This is a genomic window from Streptosporangium sp. NPDC003464 (assembly GCF_053588315.1).
Map to the genome: position 1 here is coordinate 1 of NZ_JBSFPS010000016.1, position 24,904 is coordinate 24,904.

Annotated in this window: 27 protein-coding genes; 13 read left to right on the plus strand and 14 right to left on the minus strand. The window is 70.9% G+C overall.

Going from position 1 to position 24,904, the window contains the following annotated elements; genetic code table 11:
- Window positions 1–30: 30 nt before the first annotated feature.
- The 9 genes from trpA to ACWDS7_RS06075 form a co-directional block, all read right to left on the minus strand.
- Window positions 31–825, minus strand: a complete 795-nt coding sequence (trpA, locus tag ACWDS7_RS06035; protein ID WP_306857870.1) for a tryptophan synthase subunit alpha — start codon at window positions 823–825, stop codon at window positions 31–33.
- 66 nt (window positions 826–891) lie between these two features.
- Window positions 892–2,097 (minus strand): tryptophan synthase subunit beta, encoded by a 1,206-nt coding sequence (gene trpB / locus ACWDS7_RS06040; RefSeq protein WP_451928367.1) that lies wholly within the window; start codon window positions 2,095–2,097, stop codon window positions 892–894.
- Window positions 2,098–2,139: 42 nt separating this feature from the next.
- A complete protein-coding gene (gene trpC, locus ACWDS7_RS06045) occupies window positions 2,140–2,949 on the minus strand; it encodes an indole-3-glycerol phosphate synthase TrpC (RefSeq protein WP_306857868.1) in 810 nt (269 codons plus the stop codon).
- 168 nt (window positions 2,950–3,117) lie between these two features.
- Window positions 3,118–3,549, minus strand: coding sequence for a DUF2752 domain-containing protein (locus ACWDS7_RS06050; RefSeq protein ID WP_451928368.1), 432 nt, complete (start codon window positions 3,547–3,549; stop codon window positions 3,118–3,120).
- Window positions 3,550–3,622: 73 nt separating this feature from the next.
- The gene (locus ACWDS7_RS06055) at window positions 3,623–4,012 is read right to left on the minus strand and encodes a DUF4190 domain-containing protein (protein WP_451928331.1); all 390 of its coding nucleotides are present in this window, start codon (window positions 4,010–4,012) and stop codon (window positions 3,623–3,625) included.
- Window positions 4,013–4,159: 147 nt separating this feature from the next.
- Window positions 4,160–4,834, minus strand: coding sequence for a Trp biosynthesis-associated membrane protein (locus ACWDS7_RS06060; RefSeq protein ID WP_451928332.1), 675 nt, complete (start codon window positions 4,832–4,834; stop codon window positions 4,160–4,162).
- Entirely contained in the window at window positions 4,831–5,178 is a 348-nt protein-coding gene (gene hisI, locus ACWDS7_RS06065) for a phosphoribosyl-AMP cyclohydrolase (RefSeq protein WP_306857860.1), read from the minus strand. The genes ACWDS7_RS06060 and hisI overlap by 4 nt, the downstream gene beginning before the upstream one ends.
- Window positions 5,168–5,866: a cache domain-containing protein gene (locus tag ACWDS7_RS06070; protein WP_451928333.1), complete on the minus strand. Its 699-nt coding sequence runs from the start codon at window positions 5,864–5,866 to the stop codon at window positions 5,168–5,170. The genes hisI and ACWDS7_RS06070 overlap by 11 nt, the downstream gene beginning before the upstream one ends.
- 30 nt (window positions 5,867–5,896) lie before the next feature.
- Window positions 5,897–6,619 carry a FadR/GntR family transcriptional regulator gene (locus tag ACWDS7_RS06075; protein WP_306857856.1) on the minus strand — a complete coding sequence of 241 codons (723 nt, stop codon included), beginning with the start codon at window positions 6,617–6,619 and terminating at the stop codon, window positions 5,897–5,899.
- Between the two features lie 144 nt (window positions 6,620–6,763).
- Between ACWDS7_RS06075 and ACWDS7_RS06080 the strand changes: the two genes are divergently transcribed.
- The 4 genes from ACWDS7_RS06080 to ACWDS7_RS06095 all read left to right on the plus strand — a co-directional run bounded on the left by ACWDS7_RS06080 (window position 6,764) and on the right by ACWDS7_RS06095 (window position 10,769).
- Window positions 6,764–7,792 carry an ABC transporter ATP-binding protein gene (locus tag ACWDS7_RS06080; RefSeq protein WP_451928334.1) on the plus strand — a complete coding sequence of 343 codons (1,029 nt, stop codon included), beginning with the start codon at window positions 6,764–6,766 and terminating at the stop codon, window positions 7,790–7,792.
- A gap of 16 nt (window positions 7,793–7,808) precedes the next feature.
- Window positions 7,809–9,032 (plus strand): ABC transporter substrate-binding protein, encoded by a 1,224-nt coding sequence (locus ACWDS7_RS06085; RefSeq protein WP_451928335.1) that lies wholly within the window; start codon window positions 7,809–7,811, stop codon window positions 9,030–9,032.
- 169 nt (window positions 9,033–9,201) lie between these two features.
- Entirely contained in the window at window positions 9,202–9,963 is a 762-nt protein-coding gene (locus tag ACWDS7_RS06090; protein ID WP_451928336.1) for an ABC transporter permease, read from the plus strand.
- On the plus strand, window positions 9,960–10,769 hold the full coding sequence (locus ACWDS7_RS06095; RefSeq protein WP_306857849.1) for an ABC transporter permease: 810 nt from the start codon (window positions 9,960–9,962) through the stop codon (window positions 10,767–10,769). Before ACWDS7_RS06090 ends, ACWDS7_RS06095 begins: the two co-directional genes overlap by 4 nt.
- A 27-nt stretch (window positions 10,770–10,796) precedes the next feature.
- On the opposite strand, the gene ppk2 is transcribed toward ACWDS7_RS06095, so the two are convergent.
- A complete protein-coding gene (gene ppk2, locus ACWDS7_RS06100; protein ID WP_306857847.1) occupies window positions 10,797–11,753 on the minus strand; it encodes a polyphosphate kinase 2 in 957 nt (318 codons plus the stop codon).
- Between the two features lie 360 nt (window positions 11,754–12,113).
- Between ppk2 and ACWDS7_RS06105 the strand changes: the two genes are divergently transcribed.
- From ACWDS7_RS06105 to ACWDS7_RS06120, 4 genes are read left to right on the plus strand one after another with little or no spacing between them, the layout of a single operon-like run.
- Window positions 12,114–13,031, plus strand: coding sequence for an amino acid ABC transporter permease (locus ACWDS7_RS06105; RefSeq protein WP_306857845.1), 918 nt, complete (start codon window positions 12,114–12,116; stop codon window positions 13,029–13,031).
- Window positions 13,028–13,792 carry an amino acid ABC transporter ATP-binding protein gene (locus tag ACWDS7_RS06110; RefSeq protein ID WP_451928337.1) on the plus strand — a complete coding sequence of 255 codons (765 nt, stop codon included), beginning with the start codon at window positions 13,028–13,030 and terminating at the stop codon, window positions 13,790–13,792. The genes ACWDS7_RS06105 and ACWDS7_RS06110 overlap by 4 nt, the downstream gene beginning before the upstream one ends.
- A 59-nt stretch (window positions 13,793–13,851) precedes the next feature.
- Window positions 13,852–14,850, plus strand: coding sequence for a transporter substrate-binding domain-containing protein (locus tag ACWDS7_RS06115; protein WP_451928338.1), 999 nt, complete (start codon window positions 13,852–13,854; stop codon window positions 14,848–14,850).
- Entirely contained in the window at window positions 14,847–15,398 is a 552-nt protein-coding gene (locus ACWDS7_RS06120) for a GNAT family N-acetyltransferase (protein ID WP_451928339.1), read from the plus strand. The genes ACWDS7_RS06115 and ACWDS7_RS06120 overlap by 4 nt, the downstream gene beginning before the upstream one ends.
- Here ACWDS7_RS06120 and ACWDS7_RS06125 read toward each other — a convergent pair.
- Window positions 15,395–17,167: an ABC transporter ATP-binding protein gene (locus tag ACWDS7_RS06125; protein ID WP_306857836.1), complete on the minus strand. Its 1,773-nt coding sequence runs from the start codon at window positions 17,165–17,167 to the stop codon at window positions 15,395–15,397. The two genes, ACWDS7_RS06120 and ACWDS7_RS06125, sit on opposite strands and share 4 nt — an antisense overlap.
- 70 nt (window positions 17,168–17,237) lie before the next feature.
- Window positions 17,238–19,019 (minus strand): ABC transporter ATP-binding protein, encoded by a 1,782-nt coding sequence (locus tag ACWDS7_RS06130; protein ID WP_306857834.1) that lies wholly within the window; start codon window positions 19,017–19,019, stop codon window positions 17,238–17,240.
- Window positions 19,020–19,419: 400 nt separating this feature from the next.
- Between ACWDS7_RS06130 and ACWDS7_RS06135 the strand changes: the two genes are divergently transcribed.
- Window positions 19,420–19,776, plus strand: a complete 357-nt coding sequence (locus tag ACWDS7_RS06135; RefSeq protein ID WP_451928340.1) for a hypothetical protein — start codon at window positions 19,420–19,422, stop codon at window positions 19,774–19,776.
- On the opposite strand, the gene ACWDS7_RS06140 is transcribed toward ACWDS7_RS06135, so the two are convergent.
- Window positions 19,763–20,110, minus strand: coding sequence for a lamin tail domain-containing protein (locus tag ACWDS7_RS06140; RefSeq protein ID WP_451928341.1), 348 nt, complete (start codon window positions 20,108–20,110; stop codon window positions 19,763–19,765). The genes ACWDS7_RS06135 and ACWDS7_RS06140 overlap by 14 nt on opposite strands.
- 208 nt (window positions 20,111–20,318) lie before the next feature.
- Between ACWDS7_RS06140 and ACWDS7_RS06145 the strand changes: the two genes are divergently transcribed.
- Entirely contained in the window at window positions 20,319–20,726 is a 408-nt protein-coding gene (locus ACWDS7_RS06145; RefSeq protein WP_451928342.1) for a hypothetical protein, read from the plus strand.
- Between the two features lie 422 nt (window positions 20,727–21,148).
- Here ACWDS7_RS06145 and ACWDS7_RS06150 read toward each other — a convergent pair whose 3' ends face one another.
- Window positions 21,149–22,039, minus strand: coding sequence for a hypothetical protein (locus tag ACWDS7_RS06150; RefSeq protein WP_451928343.1), 891 nt, complete (start codon window positions 22,037–22,039; stop codon window positions 21,149–21,151).
- Between the two features lie 1,004 nt (window positions 22,040–23,043).
- On the opposite strand from ACWDS7_RS06150, the gene ACWDS7_RS06155 reads away from it, so the two are divergent.
- From ACWDS7_RS06155 to ACWDS7_RS06165, 3 genes are all read left to right on the plus strand, one after another.
- Window positions 23,044–23,184: a hypothetical protein gene (locus ACWDS7_RS06155; protein ID WP_451928344.1), complete on the plus strand. Its 141-nt coding sequence runs from the start codon at window positions 23,044–23,046 to the stop codon at window positions 23,182–23,184.
- 347 nt (window positions 23,185–23,531) lie between these two features.
- On the plus strand, window positions 23,532–24,164 hold the full coding sequence (locus tag ACWDS7_RS06160) for a TIGR03085 family metal-binding protein (RefSeq protein WP_451928345.1): 633 nt from the start codon (window positions 23,532–23,534) through the stop codon (window positions 24,162–24,164).
- A 560-nt stretch (window positions 24,165–24,724) separates the two neighbouring features.
- On the plus strand, window positions 24,725–24,886 hold the full coding sequence (locus tag ACWDS7_RS06165; RefSeq protein ID WP_306857830.1) for a hypothetical protein: 162 nt from the start codon (window positions 24,725–24,727) through the stop codon (window positions 24,884–24,886).
- Window positions 24,887–24,904: the final 18 nt, after the last annotated feature.

A 24,904-nucleotide genomic window follows, 5' to 3' on the forward strand; every position in this document is an offset into this window, starting at 1 on the left:
GGCAGGACGGCCGCGCTCCTGACACGACGGCTATCGCCTGACGCCCGCCGCCAGCTCGGCGCCCAGCTCGCGGACCGACGCCAGACCGGAGGCCTCGTCGGGGGCGTCCAGGAGGCGGCGGATGAACGCCGATCCCACGATGACGCCGTCGGCGTAGCCGGCCACCTCGGCGGCCTGCTTGCCGGTGCCGACGCCCAGTCCGACGCAGACCGGCAGGTCGGTCTGGAGGCGGGTCCGCTCGACCAGCCCGTGGGCGGCCTCGCCGACCGACTCGCGGGCGCCGGTGACGCCCATCAGCGAGGCGGCGTAGACGAAGCCGGTGCAGCAGTCGACGACGGCCTTGATGCGGCTCTCGGGGGAGCTCGGCGCGACCAGGAAGACGGTGTCGATCCCGGCGCCGGCGCTGGCGGCGCGCCAGGGCTCGGACTCCTCCGGGGTCAGGTCGGGCGTGATGGTGCCCACCCCGCCCGCGGAGGCCAGGTCACGGGCGAACCGGTCGGCGCCGTAGCGGTCGATCGGGTTCCAGTAGGTCATGACCAGCGTGGCCGCGCCCGTCCTGGCCACGCCCTCGACGGTGCGCAGGACGTCGGCGATGCGGGTGCCGTTGGTCAGCGACCGGTGCACGGCGTCCTGGATCGTCGGGCCGTCCATGAGCGGATCGGAGTAGGGCAAGCCGATCTCGATCACGTCGCAGCCCGCCTCCACCATGGCGGCCGCGGCCGCGATCGCGCCGTCCTTCGTGGGGAACCCGGCGGGAAGGTATCCGATGAGAGCGGCGCGATCGTCCGCCTTCGCCTTGGCGAACACCGTCTGAAGAGTCGTCATGGTTGTTCCGTTGCGGTTCGTGGCCTCCGTCCCCCCCGGCGCGCCGGAGGGGAAGCAAGTCGGTCGTCAGAGGTTGAAGTACTTCATGGCGGTGCCCATGTCCTTGTCGCCACGGCCCGAGAGGTTGACCAGGATGGTCGCCTCGGGGCCCAGCTCGCGGCCGAGCTTGAGGGCTCCGGCGAGCGCGTGGGAGGACTCGATCGCCGGGATGATGCCCTCGGTGCGGGCCAGCAGCGCGAAGGCGTCCATCGCCTCGGCGTCGGTGATGCCGTGGTAGGTGGCCCGGCCGGTGTCCTTCAGCCAGGCGTGCTCGGGGCCGACGCCCGGATAGTCGAGGCCCGCGGAGATCGAGTGCGACTCGATCGTCTGGCCCTCCTCGTCCTGCAGGACGTAGGTGCGCGCGCCGTGCAGGACCCCGATGGAGCCCTCGGTGAGCGTCAGGGCGTGCTCGCCGGTCTCCAGGCCCCGGCCGGCGGCCTCGTAGCCGTGGAGCCGGACGTCCTCGTCGTCGAGGAAGGCGTGGAAGATGCCGATCGCGTTGGAACCGCCGCCGACCGCGGCGGCGACGGCGTCCGGCAGCCTGCCGGTGAGCTCCAGCATCTGCCTGCGCGCCTCGACGCCGATGATGCGGGCGAAGTCGCGGACGATCTCCGGGAACGGGTGCGGGCCGGCGATCGTGCCGAACAGGTAGTGGGTGCGGTCGACGTTGGCGACCCAGTCGCGGAAGGCCTCGTTGATGGCGTCCTTGAGGGTCTGGCTGCCGTTGGTGACCGGGACGACGGTGGCGCCGAGCAGCTTCATGCGGGCGACGTTGAGCGCCTGGCGCTCGCAGTCGACGGCCCCCATGTAGATGACGCACTCCAGGCCGAGCAGGGCCGCGGCGGTGGCGGTGGCCACGCCGTGCTGGCCCGCGCCGGTCTCGGCGATCACCCTCGTCTTGCCCAGGCGCCTGGTGAGCAGGGCCTGGCCGAGCACATTGTTGATCTTGTGGGCGCCGGTGTGGGTCAGGTCCTCGCGCTTGAGGATGATCCGGGCGCCGCCCGCCTGCTCGGCGAACCGGGGCACCTCGGTGAGCGTGGTCGGCCGCCCGGCGTAGGTGCGCAGCAGGTGGTCGAACTCGCGCAGGAACGCGACGTCGTTCTTGGCCTTCTCGTATTCGGCGGCCACCTCGTCCAGCGCCGGGATGAGCGCCTCGGGCACGTAACGCCCGCCGAACACGCCGAACTTGCCGTGGACGTCCGGGTCGTCGCCGCGGGTGCCGTTGCCGGCCAGGTCGGCCCGGGTGAGGAGGATTCCGTCTGTCGCTGTCACTGCTTACTGCCCCTCAGGTCGAGATGCGGGGTGGGCGCCGGCGGTGACCAGGTCGACCACTGCGGCCCGCGGGTCCTTGCCGGTGACGAGGCTCTCCCCGACCAGGACGGCGTCGGCGCCGGCCCTGGCGTAGGCGAGCAGGTCGTGCGGGCCGCGCACGCCCGACTCGGCGATCTTGATGACGCCGTCGGGGATCTTCGGGGCCAGCTTCGCGAACACCTCGCGGTCCACCTCAAGGGTCTTGAGGTTGCGCGCGTTGATGCCGATGATCTTCGCTCCGGCGGCGAGCGCCCGCTCGAGCTCCTCCTCGGTGTGCACCTCGACCAGCGGGGCCAGCCCGATCGACTCGGCCCGCTCGATGAGCGAGACCAGCGCGTTCTGCTCCAGCGCGGCCACGATCAGCAGCACCAGGTCGGCACCGTAGGCCCGGGCCTCCCAGAGCTGGTAGGAGGTGACGACGAAGTCCTTGCGCAGCACCGGGATGTCGACCACGGCGCGCACGGCCGCCAGGTCGTCGAGGCTGCCGCCGAAGCGGCGCCGCTCGGTCAGCACGCTGATGACGTGGGCGCCGCCCGACTCGTAGTCGCCGGCGAGCGCGGCGGGGTCGGCGATCGCGGCCAGCGCGCCCTTGGACGGGCTGGAACGCTTCACCTCGGCGATGACCGCCACCTGGTCGCCGCCCAGCGCCGCGTAGGCGTCACGGGGGGCGGGCGCCCGCCCGGCCCGCTCCTTGAGCTCGGCCAGCGACACCGCCTCCTGCCGCTCGGCCAGATCGGCGCGGACCCCTTCGAGGATTTCCTCCAGCACGCTCACTTGCCCTCCTCGCGAAACTCGGAGGTCAAGTTCGCGAACGCTGCCGTATCCCTGGTCCGCTCGCTCCACTCGCTCACGAGTAAGGCCCCTCCCGATCGATTGCTTGTCCCAGCCGATGCTATCGGCCTCGCCGAGGTCACCCCGCCACCGGGTGACGGCTAAAGGTGACTATGGGGCCAAGAATTCCCCAAAGGGCATATTTCGCACTATCCAAAAAACGATCATTAAAGCAAGAAATGCCCATACATAGACAGGACGTATGGATATCCCATCAGATGGCGCACCGCGCCAGGAACGCAGCGCCCAGCGTCCCCACAGGAAGGCCAGGACCGGGATCAGGGCCACGACGAGGGGATTGAGCCCCAGGGCCGTGGCAGGGTCGCCGTGGGCGAGCGCGTGGACGGCCCGCAGACCGCCGCAGCCCGGGCAGTAAAGTCCGGTGAGCACGAGGAACGGGCACGCGGGATAATGTCCCGGCTCGTTCGGGTCCACCGCGCGCACGTAGCCGAGCGCGGCCCCGGCGGCCAGCGCGGCGCCGAGCGGGGCCAGCACGGCCCGCGCCCGCCTCCCCCGCACACCCGCGGCCCTTCCCGTCAGCATCGGCCCGCCCGCACCTCTCCCACCGGTGACCGTCTTCACCGGCCACGATACTCAAAGCGGGCGCGGAATCCCGTCAGTAACCCGACAGCGAGGCGGAACCGGCCAGGACCCCGATCGCGACCAGCCAGATCACCAGCACGACCAGCCAGCACGCGACACCGAAGTAGGACAGGACCAGGCCGGCGATGCCCATCCCCCGGCCCTCCTCGCCCGTCCGCTTGATCTGGCCCAGCGAGATGTGGCCGAGCACGATGCCGACGATCGAGGTGACGCCGCAGCTGAACAGCCCGACGATGCCCAGGATCAGCGCGGCGATGGCCATGCCGTTGTTGCCGCGGGGCGGCTGCGCACCGTAGCCGTAGGGGTCGTAACCGCCGCCGGGGGGCGGCCCGTACCCGCCCGGGGAGCCGTACCCGCCACCCGGCGGCGGCCCGTAACCACCGGACTGATTGTCGTAGCTCATGGATGACTCCCCTTTGTGCGAGTTGCGGCGAAATCCTAGCGAAACCCGCGTCTCCCACGAGGGACAGCGCCTGCTCCGTGGGCAATTTGTGACCGGGTGGCCAGGTGACACGGACGGCGCCGCCGATCACCGCCGCGACCCCGGCGGTCAGCGCTCCCCGTCGTCCCGGCCCGCCGCCGGGTTCTCCTCCCACCCGGCCTCCCGCCTGGTCTCCCGGTCGATCTCCCGCCCGGCCGCCGGACCGTCGTCCGGCCCGACCGTCGGATCGGCGCCGAGATCGATCGCGTCCCACAGCGCCCGCTCGCTCGGGGCGCCGCCGGCGGCGGCCGCGCCGCCGGGGCCCGACCCGTGACGGTCGTAGCGGTCGGACATGCCGGGCCAGCCGGCGCCCTTGAGGACGGCCACGATCCCCGCGCCCACCAGCAGCAGCCCGCCCGCGCCGGCGGCCAGCGGCCAGGCGACGGCCGGGGCGAGGTCCAGGTCACCGGTCCGGGCCATCGGGATCTGCTGGGCCGCGACCTCCAGCGCCGCGCCGGCGCGGCTGCCCTGCCAGGCCCAGACGACCGCGCCCACGCCGCAGAGCGCCATCGCCACCCCGACGGCCCTGCGCCACACCCCGCGGGTGGCGAGCACGGCGACCACCGCGGCGAGCGCCGCCCAGGCCGCCGGGCCGAGCGCGGGCGCCAGCTCCGCGGCGGAGACCGCCACCTTGCGCGCGCCGTACGTCGCGGTGAACCAGTCGCGGCCGGCCGCCAGCAGCACGAGGGCGGTGCCCGCCACGCAGACGGCCACCCAGGTCCACAGCGCCCGCCCGGCCGTCACTCCGCCTCCACCGCCAGCTCGCCAGCGTCGAAGCAGGTCCGGTCACCGGTGTGGCAGGCGGCGCCCACCTGGTCGACCTTGAGCAGGATCGTGTCGCCGTCGCAGTCGAGGGCGGCGGACTTGACGTGCTGGACGTGACCGGAGGTGTCGCCCTTCACCCAGTAGGCGCCGCGGCTGCGCGACCAGTAGGTGGCGCGGCCGGTGGTGAGCGTGCGGTGCAGGGCCTCGTCGTCCATCCAGGCGAGCATCAGCACCTCGCCCGTGTCGTACTGCTGGACGATCGCGGGCACCAGCCCGTCACCGGTGCGCTTCAGCCGTGCCGCGACGGCGGGGTCAAGGGACATGCGGCAATTGTGCCGCAACCAGGGAGAGGGGTGACGTCCGGCATGGCCGGAGGGACATGCCGGGGGCGCCGCGGAAGACCGACCCGGCCAGCCATCTGGCGGTGGTGGAGGCCACCACCCGGCCGGAGGCGTTGACCAGGAAGGCCGGCCCCCCGATCCCGCGGAGCACCGGCGCGACGGCCACCTCGAAGCGGCGCACGAGCACGTCCGCCGCCGCCACCCCGATGAACTCCCCGCCCCTGAGCACGGGCACCGACAGGGTGAGGGAGTATTCGTCGGTGCACAGGAAGTCGACGTAGGGGCCGGCGAGCGTGTGCCCGGCGCCGGAGCGCGGACCGGCGAACCAGTCCCAGTGCGTGTAGTCGTAGAACGCGCTGCTGGCGGGGTCCATGTCCCTTATCAGCCGCACCGGCTCGCCCGAGGCGCTCTCCTGCCACCACTCCAGGTGCCACGGCGCGTCGGCCAGCAGGCCGGGCGCGGCGATGAACCCGATGCCGGAGACCAGGCCGCCCAGCAGCGGGAAGAGTACCGGGCGCAGCGCGGCCAGGTCGGCGCTGACCGGCGCCTGGCCCACGGCGCGGACCGCGGCCTCACGCACCCGGTGGAGCCGGGCGAAGACGCCCTCCACGATCTCGTCCACCGCCTCGGCCGCGGCGCCGGACGCCAGCAGCGTCCCCTGTTCGCTCACGTCGCCCCACCGCCCTAGACACGCTGACCGTCACGGCTGCCGCAGACGCAGTTCGATGAGGTGTTCCACCGCGTCGAGGACGTGCCGCTCGGCCAGGCTCCTGGCCTGGCCGTCGTCGCCCCGACTGATGGCCTCGGCGATGGCGTGGTGCCGAGCCGACGGCCCATCCTCTCCCACGTGGGCGAGCCAGAGCAACGGTCCGATGTCAGCCTGTAACCGGATCTCCTCCTGAGTGAGTCTCGCCGACTGCGACACGGCCGCCACCTCGATGTGGAAACGGCCGTGCAGCCTGCGCAGCTGCGCCTCGTCCCGAGCCTCGGACATCTCCCGCAGCGTCCGCCGCAGCGGCGCGAGGTCCTCCGGCAGCGCCCGCTGGGCGGCCAGCCTGGCCGCCGCCCCGGCGATGGCCGCGTAGTGGTCGCCCAGGTCGCGCAGCTCCTCCACCGTGAAGGCGCGCAGCCGCCCGGCCAGTCCGGGCGCCTCCTTGGGCACCCGCACGAAGCTGCCGCCGCCGCGCCCCCGCCGCGTCTCGACCATGCCCTGCTGCCGCAGGGCCATCAGGGCCTCGCGCAGCGTCACCGTGGAGACGCCGAGCTGGGCGGCGAGCTCGGCCTCGCTCGGGAGCTGCTCGCCGTCGGCGAGCAGGCCCAGGGCGATGGCGTCGGTGAGCCGTCTGACCACGGCGTCCACCCGCGCGGTGCTGTCCACCGGCGCGAACGCGGCCAGCCGGGCGCCCCCCGAGATGTCGGCCACGGTCGCACCCTCCGCCCCTCGACGGTCACGCGATCCCCGCCCGGGTGCAGGGACTGTCGCAAACGCCGCTTTTTTCTGGCGCTCGCACCAGTGATACCGGATCGGGCCTTGCAACAAAACATTTAACCCCATATGTTTTCGGCCATGTCAGACCCAGCTGTGAGGCTGAGCGGCCTCCGCAAGAGCTTCGGCGCCGTGGACGCGGTCACCGGTGTCGACCTCGACATCGCCGACGGCGAGTTCTTCGCCATGCTCGGGCCCTCGGGTTCGGGGAAGACGACCGTGCTGCGGATGATCGCCGGCTTCGAGTCCCCCACCGCGGGCACGGTCGAGCTCGGTGGCGTCGACGTCACCCGGCTCGCCCCCTTCGAGCGGGACGTCAACACCGTCTTCCAGGACTACGCGCTGTTCCCGCACATGAACGTGGTGGACAACGTCGAGTACGGCCTGCGCGTCAAGCGGGTCCCCAGGGCCGAGCGGCGCGAGCGGGCCCTGGCCGCGCTGGCCTCGGTCCGGCTGGAGGGCCTGGAGCGGCGCAGGCCCGGCCAGCTGTCGGGCGGCCAGCGCCAGCGGGTCGCCCTGGCCCGCGCCCTGGTCAACCGCCCCCGCGTGCTGCTGCTGGACGAGCCGCTCGGCGCGCTGGACCTCAAGCTCCGCGAGGAGATGCAGGTCGAGCTCAAGTCCATCCAGCGCGAGGTCGGCATCACCTTCCTGTTCGTCACCCACGACCAGGAGGAGGCGCTGACCATGAGCGACCGGGTGGCGGTGTTCGACCGGGGCCGGATCGAGCAGGTCGGCACCCCGGCCGAGATCTACGAGCAGCCGGCCAGCACGTTCGTCGCGGGGTTCGTCGGCACCTCCAACCTGATCTCCGGCGAGGCCGCGCGCGCCGTGCTCGGCAGAGAGGGCACCTTCAGCGTACGGCCGGAGAAACTACGCGTGGCCGGGCTCAGTGACGAGGTCGGCGACGCCGAGCACAGCGCGACGGGCACCGTCGGCGAGGTCGTCTACGCCGGGCCCGCCACCCGCTTCGTGGTCGATCTCGACGCGGGCGGACGGCTCATCGCGCTCCAGCAGAATCTGCAGGTCTCGTCCATGGACGTGATGGGCCTGCGCGGCACCAGGGTCCGGCTCGTCTGGAACCGCAGACACGAGTTCGCGATCGTCCCGTAAGAAAGGTCGTCATCACATGCGTCCCCGGATTCTCGTCAGGAACGGCGCGGTCGCCCTGTCCGCGCTCACCCTCGCCGCCGCCACCGCCTGCGGCGGCTCCTCCGCCCCGGAGCCCGGCACCGCCGCCGCGCCGGGCCGGAGCGGTTTCACCCCGCCCAAACTCGACGCGCCGAAGTCGCTCGGCGCGGGCGAGGGCCAGGTCAACCTGGTCCACTGGGCCGGCTACGCCGAAGACGGCACCAACGACCCCAAGGTCGACTGGGTCACCCCGTTCGAGAAGGCCACCGGCTGCCAGGTCAACTCCAAGACCGCCGGCACGTCCGACGAGATGGTCAACCTGATGAAGACCGGCGAGTACGACGCCGTCTCCGCCTCCGGTGACGCCTCGCTGCGCCTGATCGCCTCCGGGACGGTCGCGCCGGTCAACACCTCGCTGATCCCCAACTACGCCGGCGTCTTCGAGGGCCTGAAGAACAAGGCGTGGAACTCGGTCGGCGGGGTCGCCTACGGCGTGCCGCACGGCCGCGGGGCCAACCTGCTGATGTGGCGGACCGACACGGTCAAACCCGCGCCCGACTCCTGGAGCGTGGTGTTCGCCCCCGCCTCGCCGTACGCGGGGAAGGTCACCGCCTACGACTCGCCCATCTACATCGCCGACGCGGCCCTGTACCTGATGGCGACCAAGCCCGACCTCGGCATCAAGAACCCCTACGCGCTGGACGACGGGCAGTTCCAGGCCGCGGTGGACCTGCTCAAGCAGCAGCGCAAGATCGTCGGCGAATACTGGTCCGACTACACCAAGGAGGTCCAGGCCTTCAAGAGCGGCGACTCGGTGGTCGGCACCACCTGGCAGGTCATCGCCAACGTGGCCAAGGCCGACAAGGCGCCGGTCGAGGTGACCCTGCCCAAGGAGGGCGCGACCGGCTGGTCGGACACCTGGATGGTCGCCGCCGCGGCCAAGCACCCGAACTGCGCCTACAAGTGGATGGACTGGATCATCTCCCCCAAGGCCAACGCCCAGGTCGCCGAATACTTCGGGGAGGCTCCCGCCAACTCCGCCTCCTGTGAGCTGACCGCCGACCCCAAGCACTGCGAGACCTTCCACGCCACCGACGAGGCCTACTTCTCCAAGGTCTGGTTCTGGACCACGCCGATCGCCCAGTGCCTGGACGGCCGCACGGACGTCAAGTGCAAGGACTACTCCGAGTGGACCAGGGCCTGGACCGAGATCAAGGGCTGATCCCGGCGGCGGGCGTCCCGGCGCCCGCCGCACCGGCCGCCTCCCCCCACATGGCAAGGAGCCCACGCTGAACACCACCGCAACGGCGGGCCGCGCGCCGCGACGCAGGCTCGCCGCCTTCCTGCACCGGCACGCGGGCGTACGGCTGTCGCTGCTGCTGTCGGCCCCGATGCTCTGGCTCGGCGTCGCCTACCTCGGCGCCCTGGCCGCCCTGTTCGTCACGGCCTTCTGGAGCACCGACACCTTCACCGGCGACCTGGTCAAGGAGTTCACCTGGGCCAACTTCCAGGACCTGTTCACCGGCGAGGTATACCGGACGATCGCCCTGCGCTCGGTGGGGGTGGCCGCCGCGGTGACACTGATCGACCTGGTGATCGCGTTCCCGATGGCGTTCGCGATGGCCAAGCTGGCCTCCCCACGCGCGCAGCGCTGGCTGGTGATCGCGGTGCTGACCCCGCTGTGGGCCTCCTACCTGGTGAAGGCCTACGCCTGGCGGATCATGCTCTCCTCCGACGGCGTCCTCGGCTGGGGATACGGCCTGACCGCCACGGTCCTGACCCTGTCCTACCTGTGGCTGCCGTACATGATCCTGCCGATCTACGCCGGTCTCGAACGGCTGCCCGGCTCGCTGCTGGAGGCGGCGGGCGACCTGGGGGCGCGCGGCTGGCGGACGTTCCGGACGGTGGTGTGGCCGCTCACCTTCCCGGCCGCGGTCGCGGGCTCGGTCTTCACCTTCTCCCTGTCGCTCGGCGACTACATCGCCGTGAAGATCGTGGGCGGCAAGTCACAGCTCATCGGCAACGTCGTCTACGACAACATCGGCGCCGCCAACAACCTGCCGTTCGCCGCGGCGGTCGCCACCGTCCCCGTGATGATCATGCTGGTCTACCTCACCGCGGTCCGCCGCACCGGCGCCCTGGAGAACCTGTGAACCTGTCCCGCCCGGCCCGCGTGGCACTGTGGACCGCGCTGGCCGCCGGTCTCGGCGTCGTCTACGTGCCGCTGCTGATCGTGCTGCTCAACTCCTTCAACGCCGACCGCACCTTCGGCTGGCCGCCCACCGGGTTCACCGTCCGGTGGTGGGAGGCGGCCTGGAACTCCGCCGGCGTGCGCGAGGCGCTGTGGACCTCGGTCCAGGCGGGGGTGGGGGCCACCGCGATCGCCCTGGTGCTGGGCACGATGGTCGCCTTCGCGATCCAGCGTTACGCCTTCTTCGGCCGGAACACGGTCTCGCTGCTGATCGTGCTGCCGATCGCCCTGCCCGGCATCGTCACCGGCATCGCGCTGAACAACGCCTTCCGGACGGTGCTGGAGCCCTTCGGCGTGGGCCTGGGCCTGTTCACCGTGATCGTCGGGCACGCCACCTTCTGCGTGGTGACGGTCTACAACAACATGCTGGCCCGCCTGGGCCGCCTGGGCGCCTCCGTCGAGGAGGCCTCGGCCGACCTGGGGGCCGACACCTTCACCACCTTCCGGCTGGTCACCTTCCCGATGGTGCGCTCGGCGCTGCTCGCGGGCGGCCTGCTGTCCTTCGCCCTGTCCTTCGACGAGATCATCGTGACCACGTTCACCGCGGGGGCCGGGGTCAGGACCCTCCCGCTGTGGATCTTCGAGAACCTCTTCCGCCCGAACCAGGCCCCCGTGGTCAACGTGGTCGCCGCCGCACTGATCATCCTGTCGGTCGTCCCCATCTACCTCGCCCAGCGCCTGTCCGGCGGCGGTGCCGGGACCCGCTGACCGGGCGGCGGCCCCGGCGCCGCCGCTTCAGCGCGTGCGGTCGTCGTCGAACAGGTCGGCGGCCTGGACGACGATCCTGGGGTCGGGCTCGCCCACGACCTCGTGGTCCTTGTTGTCATACTCGAACTGGCTGAGCAGGTGGCGCATGGCCTCGATCCTGGCGCGCTTCTTGTCGTTGCTCTTGATCACCGTCCACGGCGCGTGCTCGGTGTCGGTGTAGAGGAACATGTCCTCCTTGGCCTCGGTGTAGTTCTCCCACTTGTCCAGCGACTGCAGGTCCATGGGCGACAGCTTCCACTGCCGCACCGGATCGACCTGACGGATCACGAACCGGGTGCGCTGCTCGGAGCGGGAGACCGAGAACCAGAACTTCACCAGCCGGATGCCGTCGCGCACGAGCATGCGCTCGAACTCGGGGGCCTGCTCCATGAACTCCAGATACTCCTCGGGCGAGCAGAAGCCCATCACCCGCTCCACCCCCGCGCGGTTGTACCAGGAGCGGTCGAAGAAGACCATCTCCCCCGCGGCCGGCAGGTGCGAGACGTAGCGCTGGAAGTACCACTGGGTGCTCTCGCGCTCGCTCGGCTTCTCCAGCGCGACCACGCTGGCCCCGCGCGGGTTGAGGTGCTCCATGAACCGCTTGATGGTGCCGCCCTTGCCCGCCGCGTCACGCCCCTCGAACAGGACGACCAGCCGCCCGCCGGTGTCCTTGATCCAGTACTGCAGCTTGAGCAGCTCGATCTGGAGCAGCCGCTTGAGCCGGTCGTACTCCGAGCGGTCCATCCGCTCGCCGTAGGGATATTTCTCCCGCCAGGTGTCCACCGGTGTGCCGTCCAGCCGTACCAGGACGGGATCGTCGTCGTCATCGTCCAGGACCCGCAGGTTCGGCAGTTCCTCCAGCAGATCGCTGCGGGCCACGGCCGTGCGCACGTCGAGCACGGGGAACCGCCCCTCTGCGGGCTCCTCGCCCAGCACGCCTGTCATGAATCCCCACCCCCGGAAAGGTCCGTGCCTCACTCCTGCCACCTACCTCCGCGTGCGGGCGCTAATCCTCCCGCCGAGCAGGCTCTTCGATCCTCTCTCCCGGCGCGGCGCGACCCTCCGGCGGCCCTCTCCCAGCGCCCGGCGGGGGGTGGTCCCGGGGGGCACACTAAAAACCCACTAAACAAGTAGGTCTTGACGGAATTGAATGCCTGTGTTGGAGTGAAGGCCATGCAGGCCGGGCTCCGACCGGCGGCCCGCGTCGCATCGGCCCGCGCCACCTGTGCCGCACCGCGGCGCCGCCGGCCCTCCCGGCGCCCGCCGCCCCCAACCCCCCAGACGACCTGCGGAGAGGCTTCGACCATGGCTGTGGAGTTCCTGGACGTAGGTGACACGCACGACGGAGCGCGACCGGCGCCCGCCCCCGGCCGGCGGGCGGGACCCGCGGGCGACGGCGCCCCCGCGCCGAAGGTGGTCACCACCAGGCATCCGGGACGATGGGCGGCCGCCGTGGCGGTGGCCGTGCTGCTGGCCATGGCGGCCAGCGCACTGATCACCAACCCCGCGTGGGAGTGGGAGGTGGTCGGGGAGTTCCTCTTCGCCCCCTCCGTGCTGCGCTCGGTGCTGTTCACCCTGGAGCTGACCGCGCTCGGGATCGTCTTCGGCTTCCTGCTGGGCACCGTGCTGGCGCTGATGCGCATGTCGGGCAACCCGCTGCTGTCGTCGGTGGCCTGGGGCTACATCGCGCTGTTCCGGTCGATCCCGCTCATCCTGCAGCTGCTGTTCTGGTACAACCTGGCACTGCTGTACCCGCGGCTCTCCTTCGGCGTCCCGTTCGGCCCGGCGTTCTTCGACATCGGCACCATGGACCTGATCGGCCCGGTCACCGCCGCCGCGCTCGGCCTCGCCCTCCACCAGGCCGCCTACGCCGCGGAGATCGTCAGGGCGGGGCTGCTGTCGGTGGACCACGGCCAGCGGGAGGCGGCCGCCGCGCTGGGCATCCCCAGGACCAGGCAGCTGATGCGGATCATCCTGCCGCAGGCCATGCGCTCGATCGTGCCCACCGCCGGCAACGAGATCATCGGCCTGGTCAAGGGCACCTCGGTGGTCTACATCATGGCCCTGCCCGAGCTCTTCTACCAGGTCCAGGTGATCTACAACCGCAACGGCCGGGTCATCGCGCTGCTGCTGGTCGCGACCATCTGGTACCTGGTGATGACCACGGTCATGTCCGTCGTCCAGCACTACCTCGAGCGCCACTACGGGAAGGGCCGCGCATGAGCAGCGCGATGGTCGACCTGCGGGAGGTGCACAAGAGCTTCGGACCGCTGGAGGTGCTGCGCGGGGTGGACCTCCAGGTCGCCGCCGGCGAGGTCACGGTGATCATCGGCCCCTCCGGGTCGGGCAAGTCGACCCTGCTGCGCACCGTCAACCACCTGGAGAAGGTGGACAGCGGGTCGGTCAGCGTGGACGGAGAGCTCGTCGGCTACCGCCGGGTCGGCGACCGACTGCACGAGCTGCCCGAGCGCGAGATCCTCCGGCAGCGGACCAAGATCGGCTTCGTCTTCCAGAACTTCAACCTGTTCCCGCATCTGACGGTGCGGCAGAACGTCACCGAGGCTCCCCTGGCCGCCCAGCGCAGGCCGAGGGCCGAGGTCGACGCGCTGGCCGGCCGGCTGCTGGAGCGCGTCGGGCTGGCCGACAAGGCCGGCGCCTACCCCCGGCAGCTGTCCGGCGGCCAGCAACAGCGGGTCGCCATCGCCCGGGCCCTGGCCCTGGAGCCCAAGGTCATCCTCTTCGACGAGCCGACCTCCGCCCTGGACCCCGAACTCGTCGGGGAGGTGCTCGACGTGGTGAAGGACCTCGCGCGGAGCGGCACCACCATGATCGTTGTCACCCACGAGATCGGCTTCGCCCGCGAGGTCGCCGACACGGTCGTGTTCATGGACGGGGGCCGCGTCGTCGAGCGGGGCACCCCCGCGCAGGTGCTGGACGCCCCCCGGCACGGGCGCACCCGACTGTTCCTCAGCAAAGTCCTCTGACCCCTTCCACGGAGCCTCCCGTCACCGGACGGGGCTCCCGTCACCATGCAAGGAACGACATGTCCCTGTTATCAAGGTTCGCCCCCGTCGCAGCCTCGCTCCCCCTCCTGCTGGCCGTGGCCTGCGGCGCCTCCGGGACCGCCGCCGGGACCGAGGCCGGGACCGAGGCCGCACCCGCCGCCGCCCCGTCCGGGAGCGGCGGGCTGAGGATCAACATCTCCGCCGAGCAGAACCGGATCCGCGCCGACAAGGTCGACTCCATCGCCACGCAGGTCCCCGCGGCGATCCGCGCCAAGGGCGAGCTCACCGCCGGCTTCGACGGCGAGGGCACTCCGCCGCTGGTCTCCCTGGCCGACGACGACGCCACGCTGATCGGCGTCGAGACCGACATCGCCCATCTCGTCGCCGACGTCCTGGGCCTGAAGCTCAAGGAGGAGAACACCTCCTGGGAGAACCTGTTCCTGGCGGTGAGGTCCGGCAAGTACGACCTGGTCTTCAACAACGTCACGGTGACCGAGGAGCGCAAGGACATCTACGACTTCGCCACCTACCGGGTGGACCAGCTGGCCTGGCAGACGGCCAGGAACAGCCCGATCACCAAGATCGAGAAAGCCGCCGACATCGCCGGCCTGAACGTGTCGGTCGGGTCGGGCACCAACCAGGAGAAGATCCTGCTGGAGTGGGACGCCCAGAACCGGAAGGCCGGACTCAAGGCCGCCCGGATCCAGTACTACCAGAAGTACGGCGACGTCCTGCTCGCCCTGAAGTCCGGCCGCGTCCAGGCCTACCTCGGCCCCAACCCGCCCATCGCCTACCAGGTGGCCGTCGGCGGCGACAGCAGGATCGTCGGAACGCTCTCGGGCGGCGGCTCGGTCGGGGGCCTGATCGCGGCCATGACCCTCAAGGGGAACGGCCTCGTCAAGCCGGTCAACGAGGCGCTGAACACGCTGATCGACAACGGCAAGTACGCCGAGGCGCTCAAGCGCTGGGGTCTTGGGAACGAGGCCGTGACCGAGTCCCGGATCAACCCGCCCGGCCTGCCCCGGCAGGCCAAGTGAGCGTCGGAGCCGTCGAGGTGCGGCACGTCTCGGTCCGCGATCCCGAGGTCAGGCCGCTCCTGGAGGACCTGCACCACGAGTACACCAGCCGCTACGGCCCCAACCAGGAGCTCAGCCGCTATCCCGACGAGCAGTTCGCCCCGGCGCAGGGGGGCGCCTTCCTGGTCCTCGTCGAGGGCGGCCGGACCGTCGCCGGAGGCGCGTTCCGCCGCTACGACGAGGAGACCGCCGAGCTCAAGCGGATCTGGACCCACCCCGACCACCGGCGGCGCGGTCTCGGCCTGGCCGTGGTGCGCGAGCTGGAGCGGGAGGCCGGGCGGCAGGGCTACCGCAGGATCTACCTGACCACCGGCCCCCGCCAGCCCGAGGCCGCCGGACTCTACCTGGCGGGCGGGTACGTCCCCCTCTACGACCTGGGGGCCGACCCCGAGACGGTCGGCCCCCACCCCTTCGAGAAGATCCTCCGGGACCCGCCCGGGAGGGCCCTCCAGGTCTGTTCCGCCGGCCGCCGGCCGCCGGGCGCGGCCGGGTCCGCGGAGCGGAGCTAGGAGCGGGCCGCCGAGACCCAGGAGGCGTGCAGGTCGGCGTAGACGCCGGGCTCCTCGACGAGCTCGGCGTGCGGGCCCCGCTGCACGATCCGGCCCCGGTCGAAGACGAGCACCTCGTCGGCGGCCTCGGCGGTGGACAGCCGGTGGGCGATGGAGATGGCGGTGCGGCCCCGGGTGACGCCCTCCAGCGCGCGGGCCAGCCGTACCTCTGTCGCCGGGTCCACCGCGGAGGTGGCCTCGTCCAGCAGGAGCAGATCGGGGTCGGCCAGGTAGGCGCGGGCCAGCGCCACGAGCTGGCGCTCGCCCGCCGACAGCGACTCCCCGCGCTGGCCGACCTGGGTGGACAGGCCCGCGGGCAGGCCCTCCAGCCAGTCGGCGAGCCCCAGCTCGGTCATGGCCAGCCGGATCTCCGCCTCGGTCGCCGACGGGCGGCCGAAGCGGATGTTGTCCTCCAGGGTGCCGTCGAACAGGAAGCCGTCCTGCGGCACCATGACGATCCGCTCGCGCAGCGAGGAGAAGCGGACCGTGCGCAGGTCCGCACCGTCCACGGTGACCCGGCCGGAGACGGGGTCCATCAGCCGGGTGAGCAGCTTGGCGAAGGTCGTCTTGCCCGAACCCGTCTCGCCCACCACCGCGATCCGCGAGCGCGGCGGGATGTCCACCGACACCTCCCGGAGCACCGGGGCCCCGCCGGGGTAGGCGAAGCCGACCTCCTCGAAGGAGACCGAGATGGGGCCGCGCGGCAGCTCGACGCCATCCTGGCCGGGGTCGGCGACGTCGGGCGGGGTGTCGAGGACGCCGAGGACGCGCCGCCAGCCGGCGACCGCGTTCTGCGCCTCGTTGAGCACCTCGGTGGCGATCTGCAGGGGCGAGACGAACAGCGTGATCAGGAACAGGAAGGCGATCAGGCGCCCGGCGGTGATCTCGCCTCCGATGCCCAGCCGCACGCCGAGCAGCACCACCCCGGCGATGGCCACCGACGCGACGATCTCGGTCAGCGGGAACACCGTCGCGACGATCCGCTGCGTGCGGGCCTGCGCGGCCCGGTTGGCGTCGATCGCGCTGTCCAGCCGCCCCGCCGTACGGGACTCCGAGCCGTGGGCCCGGATCACCGCCGCGCCCACGACCGACTCGCTGACGGCGGCGAGCATGTCGCCGGTGCGCTCGCGGACCAGCGTGTAGGCGCCCGACAGCCAACGCTGGAAGCGTGGCAGCACGACGATGAGCGGCAGGAAGCAGAGCCAGACCAGCAGGGCGAGCTGCCAGGAGTAGACGAACATCAGCACGGTGGCGACCAGGAGCTGCCCCAGGGCGATGATGATCATCAGTCCGCCCCACTGCATGAACACGCTGATCTGGTCCACGTCGCCGGTGACCCGGGAGACCAGGGCGCCGCGCCGCTCGGAGTTCTGGGTGAGCACCGACAGGTCGTGCACGTGCCGGAAACCGCGCACCCGCAGCCCGGCCAGGGAGGTCTCGGTGGCCTTGTAGAGGCGGACGTTCATCAGGTACGCGCACAGCGCGGTGAGCACCACGGCCGCGGCGCACAGCAGCACGGCGGCGCGGATGTAGGGCAGGTCCGGGACCGTCCCCTTGAGTCCCCGGTCGATGGTCTGCTGGACGGCGATCGGCACGATCACCTTGCCCAGCGTGGCCAGCACGGCCAGCACGAGCGTCCCGGCCAGTCCTTTACGGAACTCCGGCGTGAGCGACAGCCCGTGCCGGACGGTGGCCAGCGCCGACCGTTCGATCCCCTGCAGCGAGCTCACGCGCGCACCTCGCCCAGCGGCCCGCCGCCCCGGGGGCCCTGCGGACCGCTGTGTTGACCGACTAGCTCGCTCACGCGCTGACCTCTTCCTCTTCCTCTGCCCCGAGCGCCTCGCGCTCGGCCTCTTCGCGTTCGTAGGCGGTGACCAGGTTGCGGTAGCCCTCGCAGCGGGCGAGCAGCAGGTCGTGGGGTCCCCGGTCGACGACGCTGCCGTGCTCCAGGTAGACGACCTCGTCGGCCAGGGCGATGGTGGCCATCCGGTAGGCCACGACCACCACGGTCGAGGCCTGGGCCGCGTCCCGCAGGCCGTACAGGATCTTGGCCTCGACCTGCGGGTCCACGCTGGAGGTGGCGTCGTCCAGGATGAGCAGCCGGGGGCGGCGGACCAGCGCGCGGGCCAGGGCCAGGCGCTGCCGCTGGCCGCCGGACAGGGTGGTGCCGCGCTCGCCGACCTTGGTGTCGAGCCCGGAGGGGAGGGCGCTGACGAAGCCGTCGGCCTGGGCCAGGCGCAGCGCCGCCCAGACGTCCTCGTCGCCCACCGGCAGGCCGAGGGTGACGTTGCCGCGCACGGTGTCGTCGAACAGGAACGTCTGCTGGGGCACCAGCGCCACCGTGTCGCTGACCCCGCCCCGGGCGACCTCGCGCAGGTCCACCCCGTCCACGGACACGGCCCCCGCCGCCGGGTCGACCAGCCGGACGAAGGTCTGGGTGAGCGTGGACTTGCCGGAGCCGGTGGGCCCGACCAGCGCGACCGTGCGGCCCGGCTCGGCGGTGAGGCTCACCCCGCGCAGGACCGGGAAGTCGTCGTAGGCGTAGTCGAGGTCGCGCACCTCCAGCCTGGCCGGGGACGCGCCGGACAGCGTGGCGGTGCCGTAGTCCATCGAGCCCGTCGCGGCGAGCACGGCCTGGACCCGCTCGTAGCCGACGACGGCGCGGGGCAGCTCGGCGAGCACCCAGCCGAGCGCGCGGATCGGGAAGGCCAGCAGGGTGAACAGGTAGGCGACCTGGACCAGGACGCCCGAGGCGATCGCGCCGCTCTCCAGCCGCGCCGCGCCGACCAGCAGCACGGCGAGCACGCCCAGGGTGGGCAGGGCCTCCAGCATCGGGTCGAACAGGCCGCGGATGCGGCCGACGGCGACGTTGGCGTCGCGCAGCTCCTGGGCCTTGGCCTGGAACCTGAGGGTCTCCTCGTCCTCGCGGCCGAGGGTCTTGACGACGAGGGCGCCGTCGAAGCTCTCGTGCGCGATCTCGCTGACCTCGGCGCGCAGCTGCTGGGCCCGGGTGGCCAGCGGGCTGAGCTTGCGCTGGTAGACGAGGTTCAGGACGGCGATCGCCGGGAAGATCAGGAAGCCGACCAGGGCCAGGACGGGGTCGGTCAGCACCAGCGCGACCGCCGCGGTGACCAGCATGACGACCACGCCGACCGCCATCGGCAGCGGCGCGAGCGGGGCCCAGGCGGCCTCGGCGTCGGAGCTGGCGTTGGACAGCAGCTGGCCGGTCGGGTGCCGGTGGTGCCAGGCCAGGGGGAGCTTGAGGTACTGCCGGGTGACCTCCCGGCGCGACCGGGCCTGCATCCGGTACTGCATGACTCCGGCGAAGAAGCGCCGCCCGGCCACGCCCAGCGCCTTGAGCAGCGCCACGCCGAGGATCAGCAGCGTCCCGGCGACGAGCGCGCCGGTGGTCACCTCCCCCTTCTCGAACGCGGGCAGCACGAGGTGCTCGGTGGCCCAGCCGAGCGCCCACGCCGATCCGACCGTCATGACGCCGTACAGCCCGCTGGACAGGGTGGCGGCGGCGAAGACCGCCTTCTCGGCCCGGATGGCCACCCCGAGCACGCGGAGTCCCTTACGCATGACGGCGGAAGTCACCTTGCTCGCCACTCGGGGGGTGTCCTTTCAGAGAGGAACATTGCTACTTAAGTCCCTATCACGCTGGATCATGTCCTTATTCCCCCGACTCTCCGGCGGAACAGTTTCCCCAGGTCAGGAAGGATCAGGGTCATGATCCGTTGAGAAACCGTGACTCTCGCCGCGTCGCGCCCAGGTGGTTGACCAAATAATCGGCCTCCCTCGCGTAGGCCAGCGACGACGGCAAGGAGCCCCCTCGCATGTCCGAGAACACGGTGGTCCCGTTCACCAGACCCGACCGTCCCCGCCGCACCCGCCGTCCTCTTCGGAGGGCGGCGGGGCGTTTTCGCGTTGTCCTCCGGCAGGATGATCTTCCCGCATCACCCCTCCGTGAAGGACAGCCCCCATGAGACGATGGCTCGCCCTCGCGGCCGCCACGCTGATCGCCTCCGTCGCCGCTGCGGTCCCTGCCGGCGCGCAGACCGGCCCGCCCGACCCGGCGCAGGCGGTCAAACGGCAACTGCGGGCGGAAACCAACGAACTGTTGGCCGACCTGACAAGCCCGGCTTATATGACCGTCGTCGGCGGGTACCTATACGCCTCCGGCCTCTACTCGCTACCTCAAGGCAAGACCTGGGCGAGGTCGGCGGCGCCGAGGCCCGACGCCCAGTACGCCACCGAGGCCGCCACCCAGCAGACGGCGGTCAACTCGTCGGACCGGCGGGGTGTTTTTGCACGTCAGGGTGGATCTACTCACAGTTGATCCAGTCGGCCCGGGTCGAGTTGCAGGAGCAGGAGTCGATCAGCCGCGCGGAGGAGTTGCGGATGTAGGCGGTGTCCGTGTCGTTGTTCCAGACGTAGGCCCTCCGGCCCCGGAACACGGAACTGGTGCCGTCGTTGCCCTGTCCGCTGCGGATGGTGAGCTTCTTGCCGGCGCCGAGGAGGACGTCGTCGTTGAAGGTGTAGGTGTAGCCGGTCTTGTCCCTCAGCGTCCAGCCGGCCAGGTCGATCGCGCGCTGCGTGGATGGCGCTGCAGAAAGCCGCCAAAACCCGAGACCGGTCGTCGACGGCCCCCGCGACCACCCGCAGCCAAACATTTAAGTTTATAAGATCGGCCATGAGGAGATTTGTGGTCGACATGGCAAACCTCATGGAATCAGCTGCCACGGGTAACGAGAAATTACATGGGAAAGATTTTAGGCGGGCAGGGCAGCATACTCGCCCGGCGTTTCGGGTATCAGCGAGAATGTTGTCGCCCGCCTGCGTGCGCAAGCGGGTCCGATGTAATTTTCGAGGGGGCACCGCATGGCGGTCACGAACATCACCATCCTGGACGGAAATAACCAGCCTCCGCCACCCGGCTGGGAAAAGGACCCCACCGACCTCAACATGGGGGCCGGCGGCGACTATCTGTATCTGGCGTACGAGCTGAACGGACAGAGCCTTCCGGTCACGGACATCTACTTCCTGCTGAGCAAGGACGACTCCCCGCCGCCGGGATACACGAAGATCGACGTCGACCTGAACAAGGGGGCGGGTGGGAAATACATCTACCTGTGCTTCACCCGCAACAGCGGGGACCCCTACCAGGATCTGAAGGTGATTGCCAGCTCCGACCCCGGGGCCAACCCGCCGAGCGGATACAAGAGGATCGACGTCGACCTGAACATGGGGGCCGGCGGAAAGTACATCTACCTCTGCTACCGCACCTGAGAACAATCGTGGGCCGGAACGCCGGTTCATGGCCTGGCGCCCACGCCAGGCCATGAACGTGGCGACGCGTTCCGGCCCTCGATCCCAGGGGCCTTAATGTCCCGACGCCCCGGAGTCGCGCGGCGGCACCGGTCAACGACCGAGACAAAAAATTCACGAATCACGGCGGGCGATCAAAAGAACGACATTTCTTAAGAGTTTCCGGCCGTACCGCAGGCTTGACCTCTTCTCCTCTCCGAACCGACGCCTTTCTCTCCCCACCGAGACTCCGAACTCGGCGCGTAGGAGCGATGCCACCTGCTGTTTTCCTCGTCCTAACTGGCTCACCCCAGCGTCGGGTCAGCCGAACGTCTCGTGGAACGCGCACTGGGGACGGTGCCTGCCTGTACACGGAGGGCGGGCCGTTTCTGCGTTGTCATAGGTCAGCCTGCGCGGTACTCCACCCACGCCCGGCCGGCAGCAGCAGCATGGGCGCGCGAGGCCCTGATGCGCTCGGGGCCGTTGCGGGCCACGTACTCGCGGGACAGGCTCCACACCGCGGCGAGGCCGGTGACTGCGGCCTCTGGTGCGGCCTTCCAGGCGGGCACCTGCTCGGCCAGCCGCTCGGCCTCAGCCGGAGTATGGTCGGCGAGGATCAGCCGGGGGATCAGGAGGGCGGTCTCGACCCAGGCGGCGCCCTGGCAGGCGAGACCCCAGTCGATGAGCCGCACACCGCTGGTGGTGGCGAGGAGGTCGCCTTCATGGAAATCGGCGTGTAGCAGCGTGTCGCCGGCCAGACTGTCGAGGTTCAGGCCCGCGCGGGCGGCCCGGTAGGCGGGCAGGCTCTGCAGGTCGGCGGGCGGGGCGGCGAGGAGCGCGTCGGCGCGGCGGGCCAGGAACGTCACGTTGTCGGTGACGGGCGGCACCTCGCCGGCCGGGTTCGGGGAGAGTGTCTCGCCCAGGATCTGGGCGATGTCGATGACGTCGGCCACGTCCGGCGAGCCGGGCGAGAGGTCCACGGGCCGCTGGGTGGCAACGTGCTCGAACGCCAACCAGAGCCAGCCTGCGGTGTGCCCGCTCCACAGCATGCGCGGAGCGGGCACACCCTCAGGTAGTACAGCGCCTACGAGGCGCTCGCGCTGGCAGAGCGGCGCGGACGGTGAATCCGCGGGCAGGGCTTTGACGAACACCGGCCCGCGGGTCGTGTCCAGGCGGACGGCGGCGCCGGCGGTGAGACCGCCCAGCAGCGAGGTGGTGTGTCGGATCGGGCCACACTCGGCTGCGATCGCGTCGTGCACCTCGGCGGGGAGGTCGTCCCATCGGTATCCGGTCACGTCTCGCACTGTACGCCGCTCCTACCTGGGTGACCTGCTACTTGGCCGGGCTGTCGGTGCATCCCTGGTGGCACTGGGAGCAACTGCCGGTGCCGCTGCCGGTGCAGTCGGCGGGGTAGGCCCACAGGTCGTTGGTGACGGGCAGTCCGCGGCGGATGCCTCAGCACGGGTCGCGGCCCGGTCAGTGCGTCCCAGGGCCAGCCACGCCTCGGAACGGAGCAGGCGCTTGCGTTCCTCACCGCGTGCGCCGCTCGGCCGGACGCCCGCCTCAGTGCGGGATCTGCATGAGCGTGTGCGGACTCTTCCGCCGCCCATCGACATTCACGGCCGCAGTACTGCCTGAGTGACCCCGTTTAGCCCTGGTTCCCCTCGCCGGAGTTGGGGTTGTTTCGCGTTGTACGGCTACTGCTCGGACTACTCGCCGTCGCGCTGCATCACGTAGATCCCCATGCCGCTCACCGTCTCAACGAGTCCCTCATCCTTCAATACCTGAACGGCTGAATGGCGTTCGCGATTTGCCGGTACGGCGGGACCGGTCCCTCTCTGTCAAGCATGCCCAGAGGCTATGTGACCAGCGTAAACGGGCCATGGCTACCCCAGGGGACAGACGGGGGTAGTACACCTCACGTACGGCACCGTCAGAGGCAACTAAAAGTGACGGGCTCGCCACGATGCTGTGAACGTCGAGACGAGCCCTTGATCAGGAATCGAGGTCCTGACCCATGACGCAGCCTACGGCCGGTGATATCGCCGACGCCACGCCCCCAACGTTACCCGGCACCTGATCGGCCGGTGGCCCCGCTCGTGAAGGGCGAACGGGGCCACCGGCGTTTTCCGGGCCTTGCGTCCGCCGGTAGCGCAGTGGCCGTACCGTACGGAACACGTACGCCCGCCTTACGGCCCGTACGGGCCCCTCTTCCTCCGTACAGGCCCGTACGGTCCTCCCCCGGGGCAATCCCGTACCGGCGCTCCCACGCCGCCGTCCAAGCGCCCTCAGCCGTACGGTGAGCTCCCACAGGCCGACGCCGAGCAGGGACGCCGGGGCGAGCACGGCGCCGCGCTGCGGCCCGCTGGCCGAGGTGGCGCCGTGCCAGAAGTTCATGGCGGCTGTGGTGGCGGCGAGCACCCACGCCCACGCCCGGTAGATGCCGGTGGGCAGTCCGAGCTGGGCGACCCGACGATCCGGGCCGCCGACGACCGCACGGGTATCGGCTGTTCCCGAACCTCGCCGGTCCGCGTCAGTATCCGTCTGACCAGGCGGTCCATGCCGCTCCGTCATTCCCACGTGATTCCGCTTTTTTACATGGGTAGCAGCCGACCAGGACGGACTATGATTCGCGCACTGGTGAGCGCGGTAAGTCACTATCACGCTGGATCATGTCCTTATTCCCCCAAGATTCCCCCAAGCCCCTTCCTCGGAGTGTCGTTTCCCGCCCCGATCCGCCGTGACATGCCTCGATTGTCCGGACAACAATGTTGTTAGGATCATCAGATGACTCACGCCCGCGCCGAACGCCTCGCGCTCAGCGACCTGTTCGTCCAGCTCGGCCCGGACGCTCCCACGCTCTGCGAGGGCTGGACCACCTTCGACCTCGCCGCCCACCTCGTCCTGCGCGAGCGCCGCCCCGACGCCGCCGGCGGCATCGCGCTCCGGCCGCTGGCCCGCCACACCGCCTCGGTGCAGGAGTCCCTGAAGGCCAGGCACGGCTACGCGAGCCTCGTCGAGCTGATCCGCTCCGGCCCGGCCGGGATCTACGGTCTGGTGCCCGGCATGGACCAGGCGGTCAACACCCTGGAGTTCTTCGTCCACCACGAGGACGTACGGCGCGCGCAGCGGGTCTGGGAGCCGCGCGAGCTCCCGGCCGACCTGGAGGAGACCTTCTGGAAGCGGGTCCGCACCGGCCGGCGCCTGTTCCTGCGCAGGTCACCGGTGGGCGTCGTGCTGCACCGCATCGGCGGCGGCGTCGCCCTCGGCGGCGCCAAGAACTCGCCCAGGGTCGAGGTGACCGGCCCGGCGAGCGAGCTGCTGCTGTTCTGCTTCGGCCGCCAGTCCCACGCACGGGCCGAGGTCACCGGCCCCGACGAGGCCGTGGCCCGGCTGATGGACGCCCCGCTGGGCGTCTGAGGCGGCCGGGGTCGGCGTGCCCTCCTGGGCGCATGGCCGGCGGACGGGCGGGCGGGATCAGGACAGCGTGGGCGGGTCTGGCCATATGGGGCCCCTCGGGTCGTTCTGATCTCTTGTCCGGAGCCGCCGGGGATCCGGATGCCCTCCTTGCCGAGAGCCCTCGGTTTCCCTGGGGAAGGCCGCCGGAGCCTCCCGGGCCGGCCGTCCACCCGGCCCCGTGCCCCCTCCCGGCCCCCTCCCGGCCCCCTCCCGCGCGGGCCGCCCCCGGCGGGGCGGCGACTCCGACAGTGCGGCGATCGCCCGGGGCGCCGGCCCCGGCAGGGCGGTGACCTGGCCGCCTCCCTAGCCCCGGCGGTACATCTGGCAGTAGGGGTTGGACAGGAGCCCGCATCCCCCGCACGATGGCGTGGGGGGACTCATGCCAATCCGCGGTCTGGCCATGGATCGCCCCGGCCGGACAGGTATGATCATCAAAATCCGGGAGCCACCCGGGCCGAAGATGCCAAAGATCCTTAAAATCCGGGTATATAAGGCTGGGACTGGAACTGCAGGAGGCCCCCATGCAGGTCAAGAAGGTCGCTACCTACGTAGCGGTGGCGTTCGTGGCCTTTTATCTGTTCACCAAACCCGCGGAGGCGGCGAACGCGGTGAACGGAGTCTTCGACGGGATCGTGAGGGGAGCGGACCAACTGGCCCTGTTCTTCACACGTGTGCTGAGCTGACCGCCGGCGGGGCCGGCC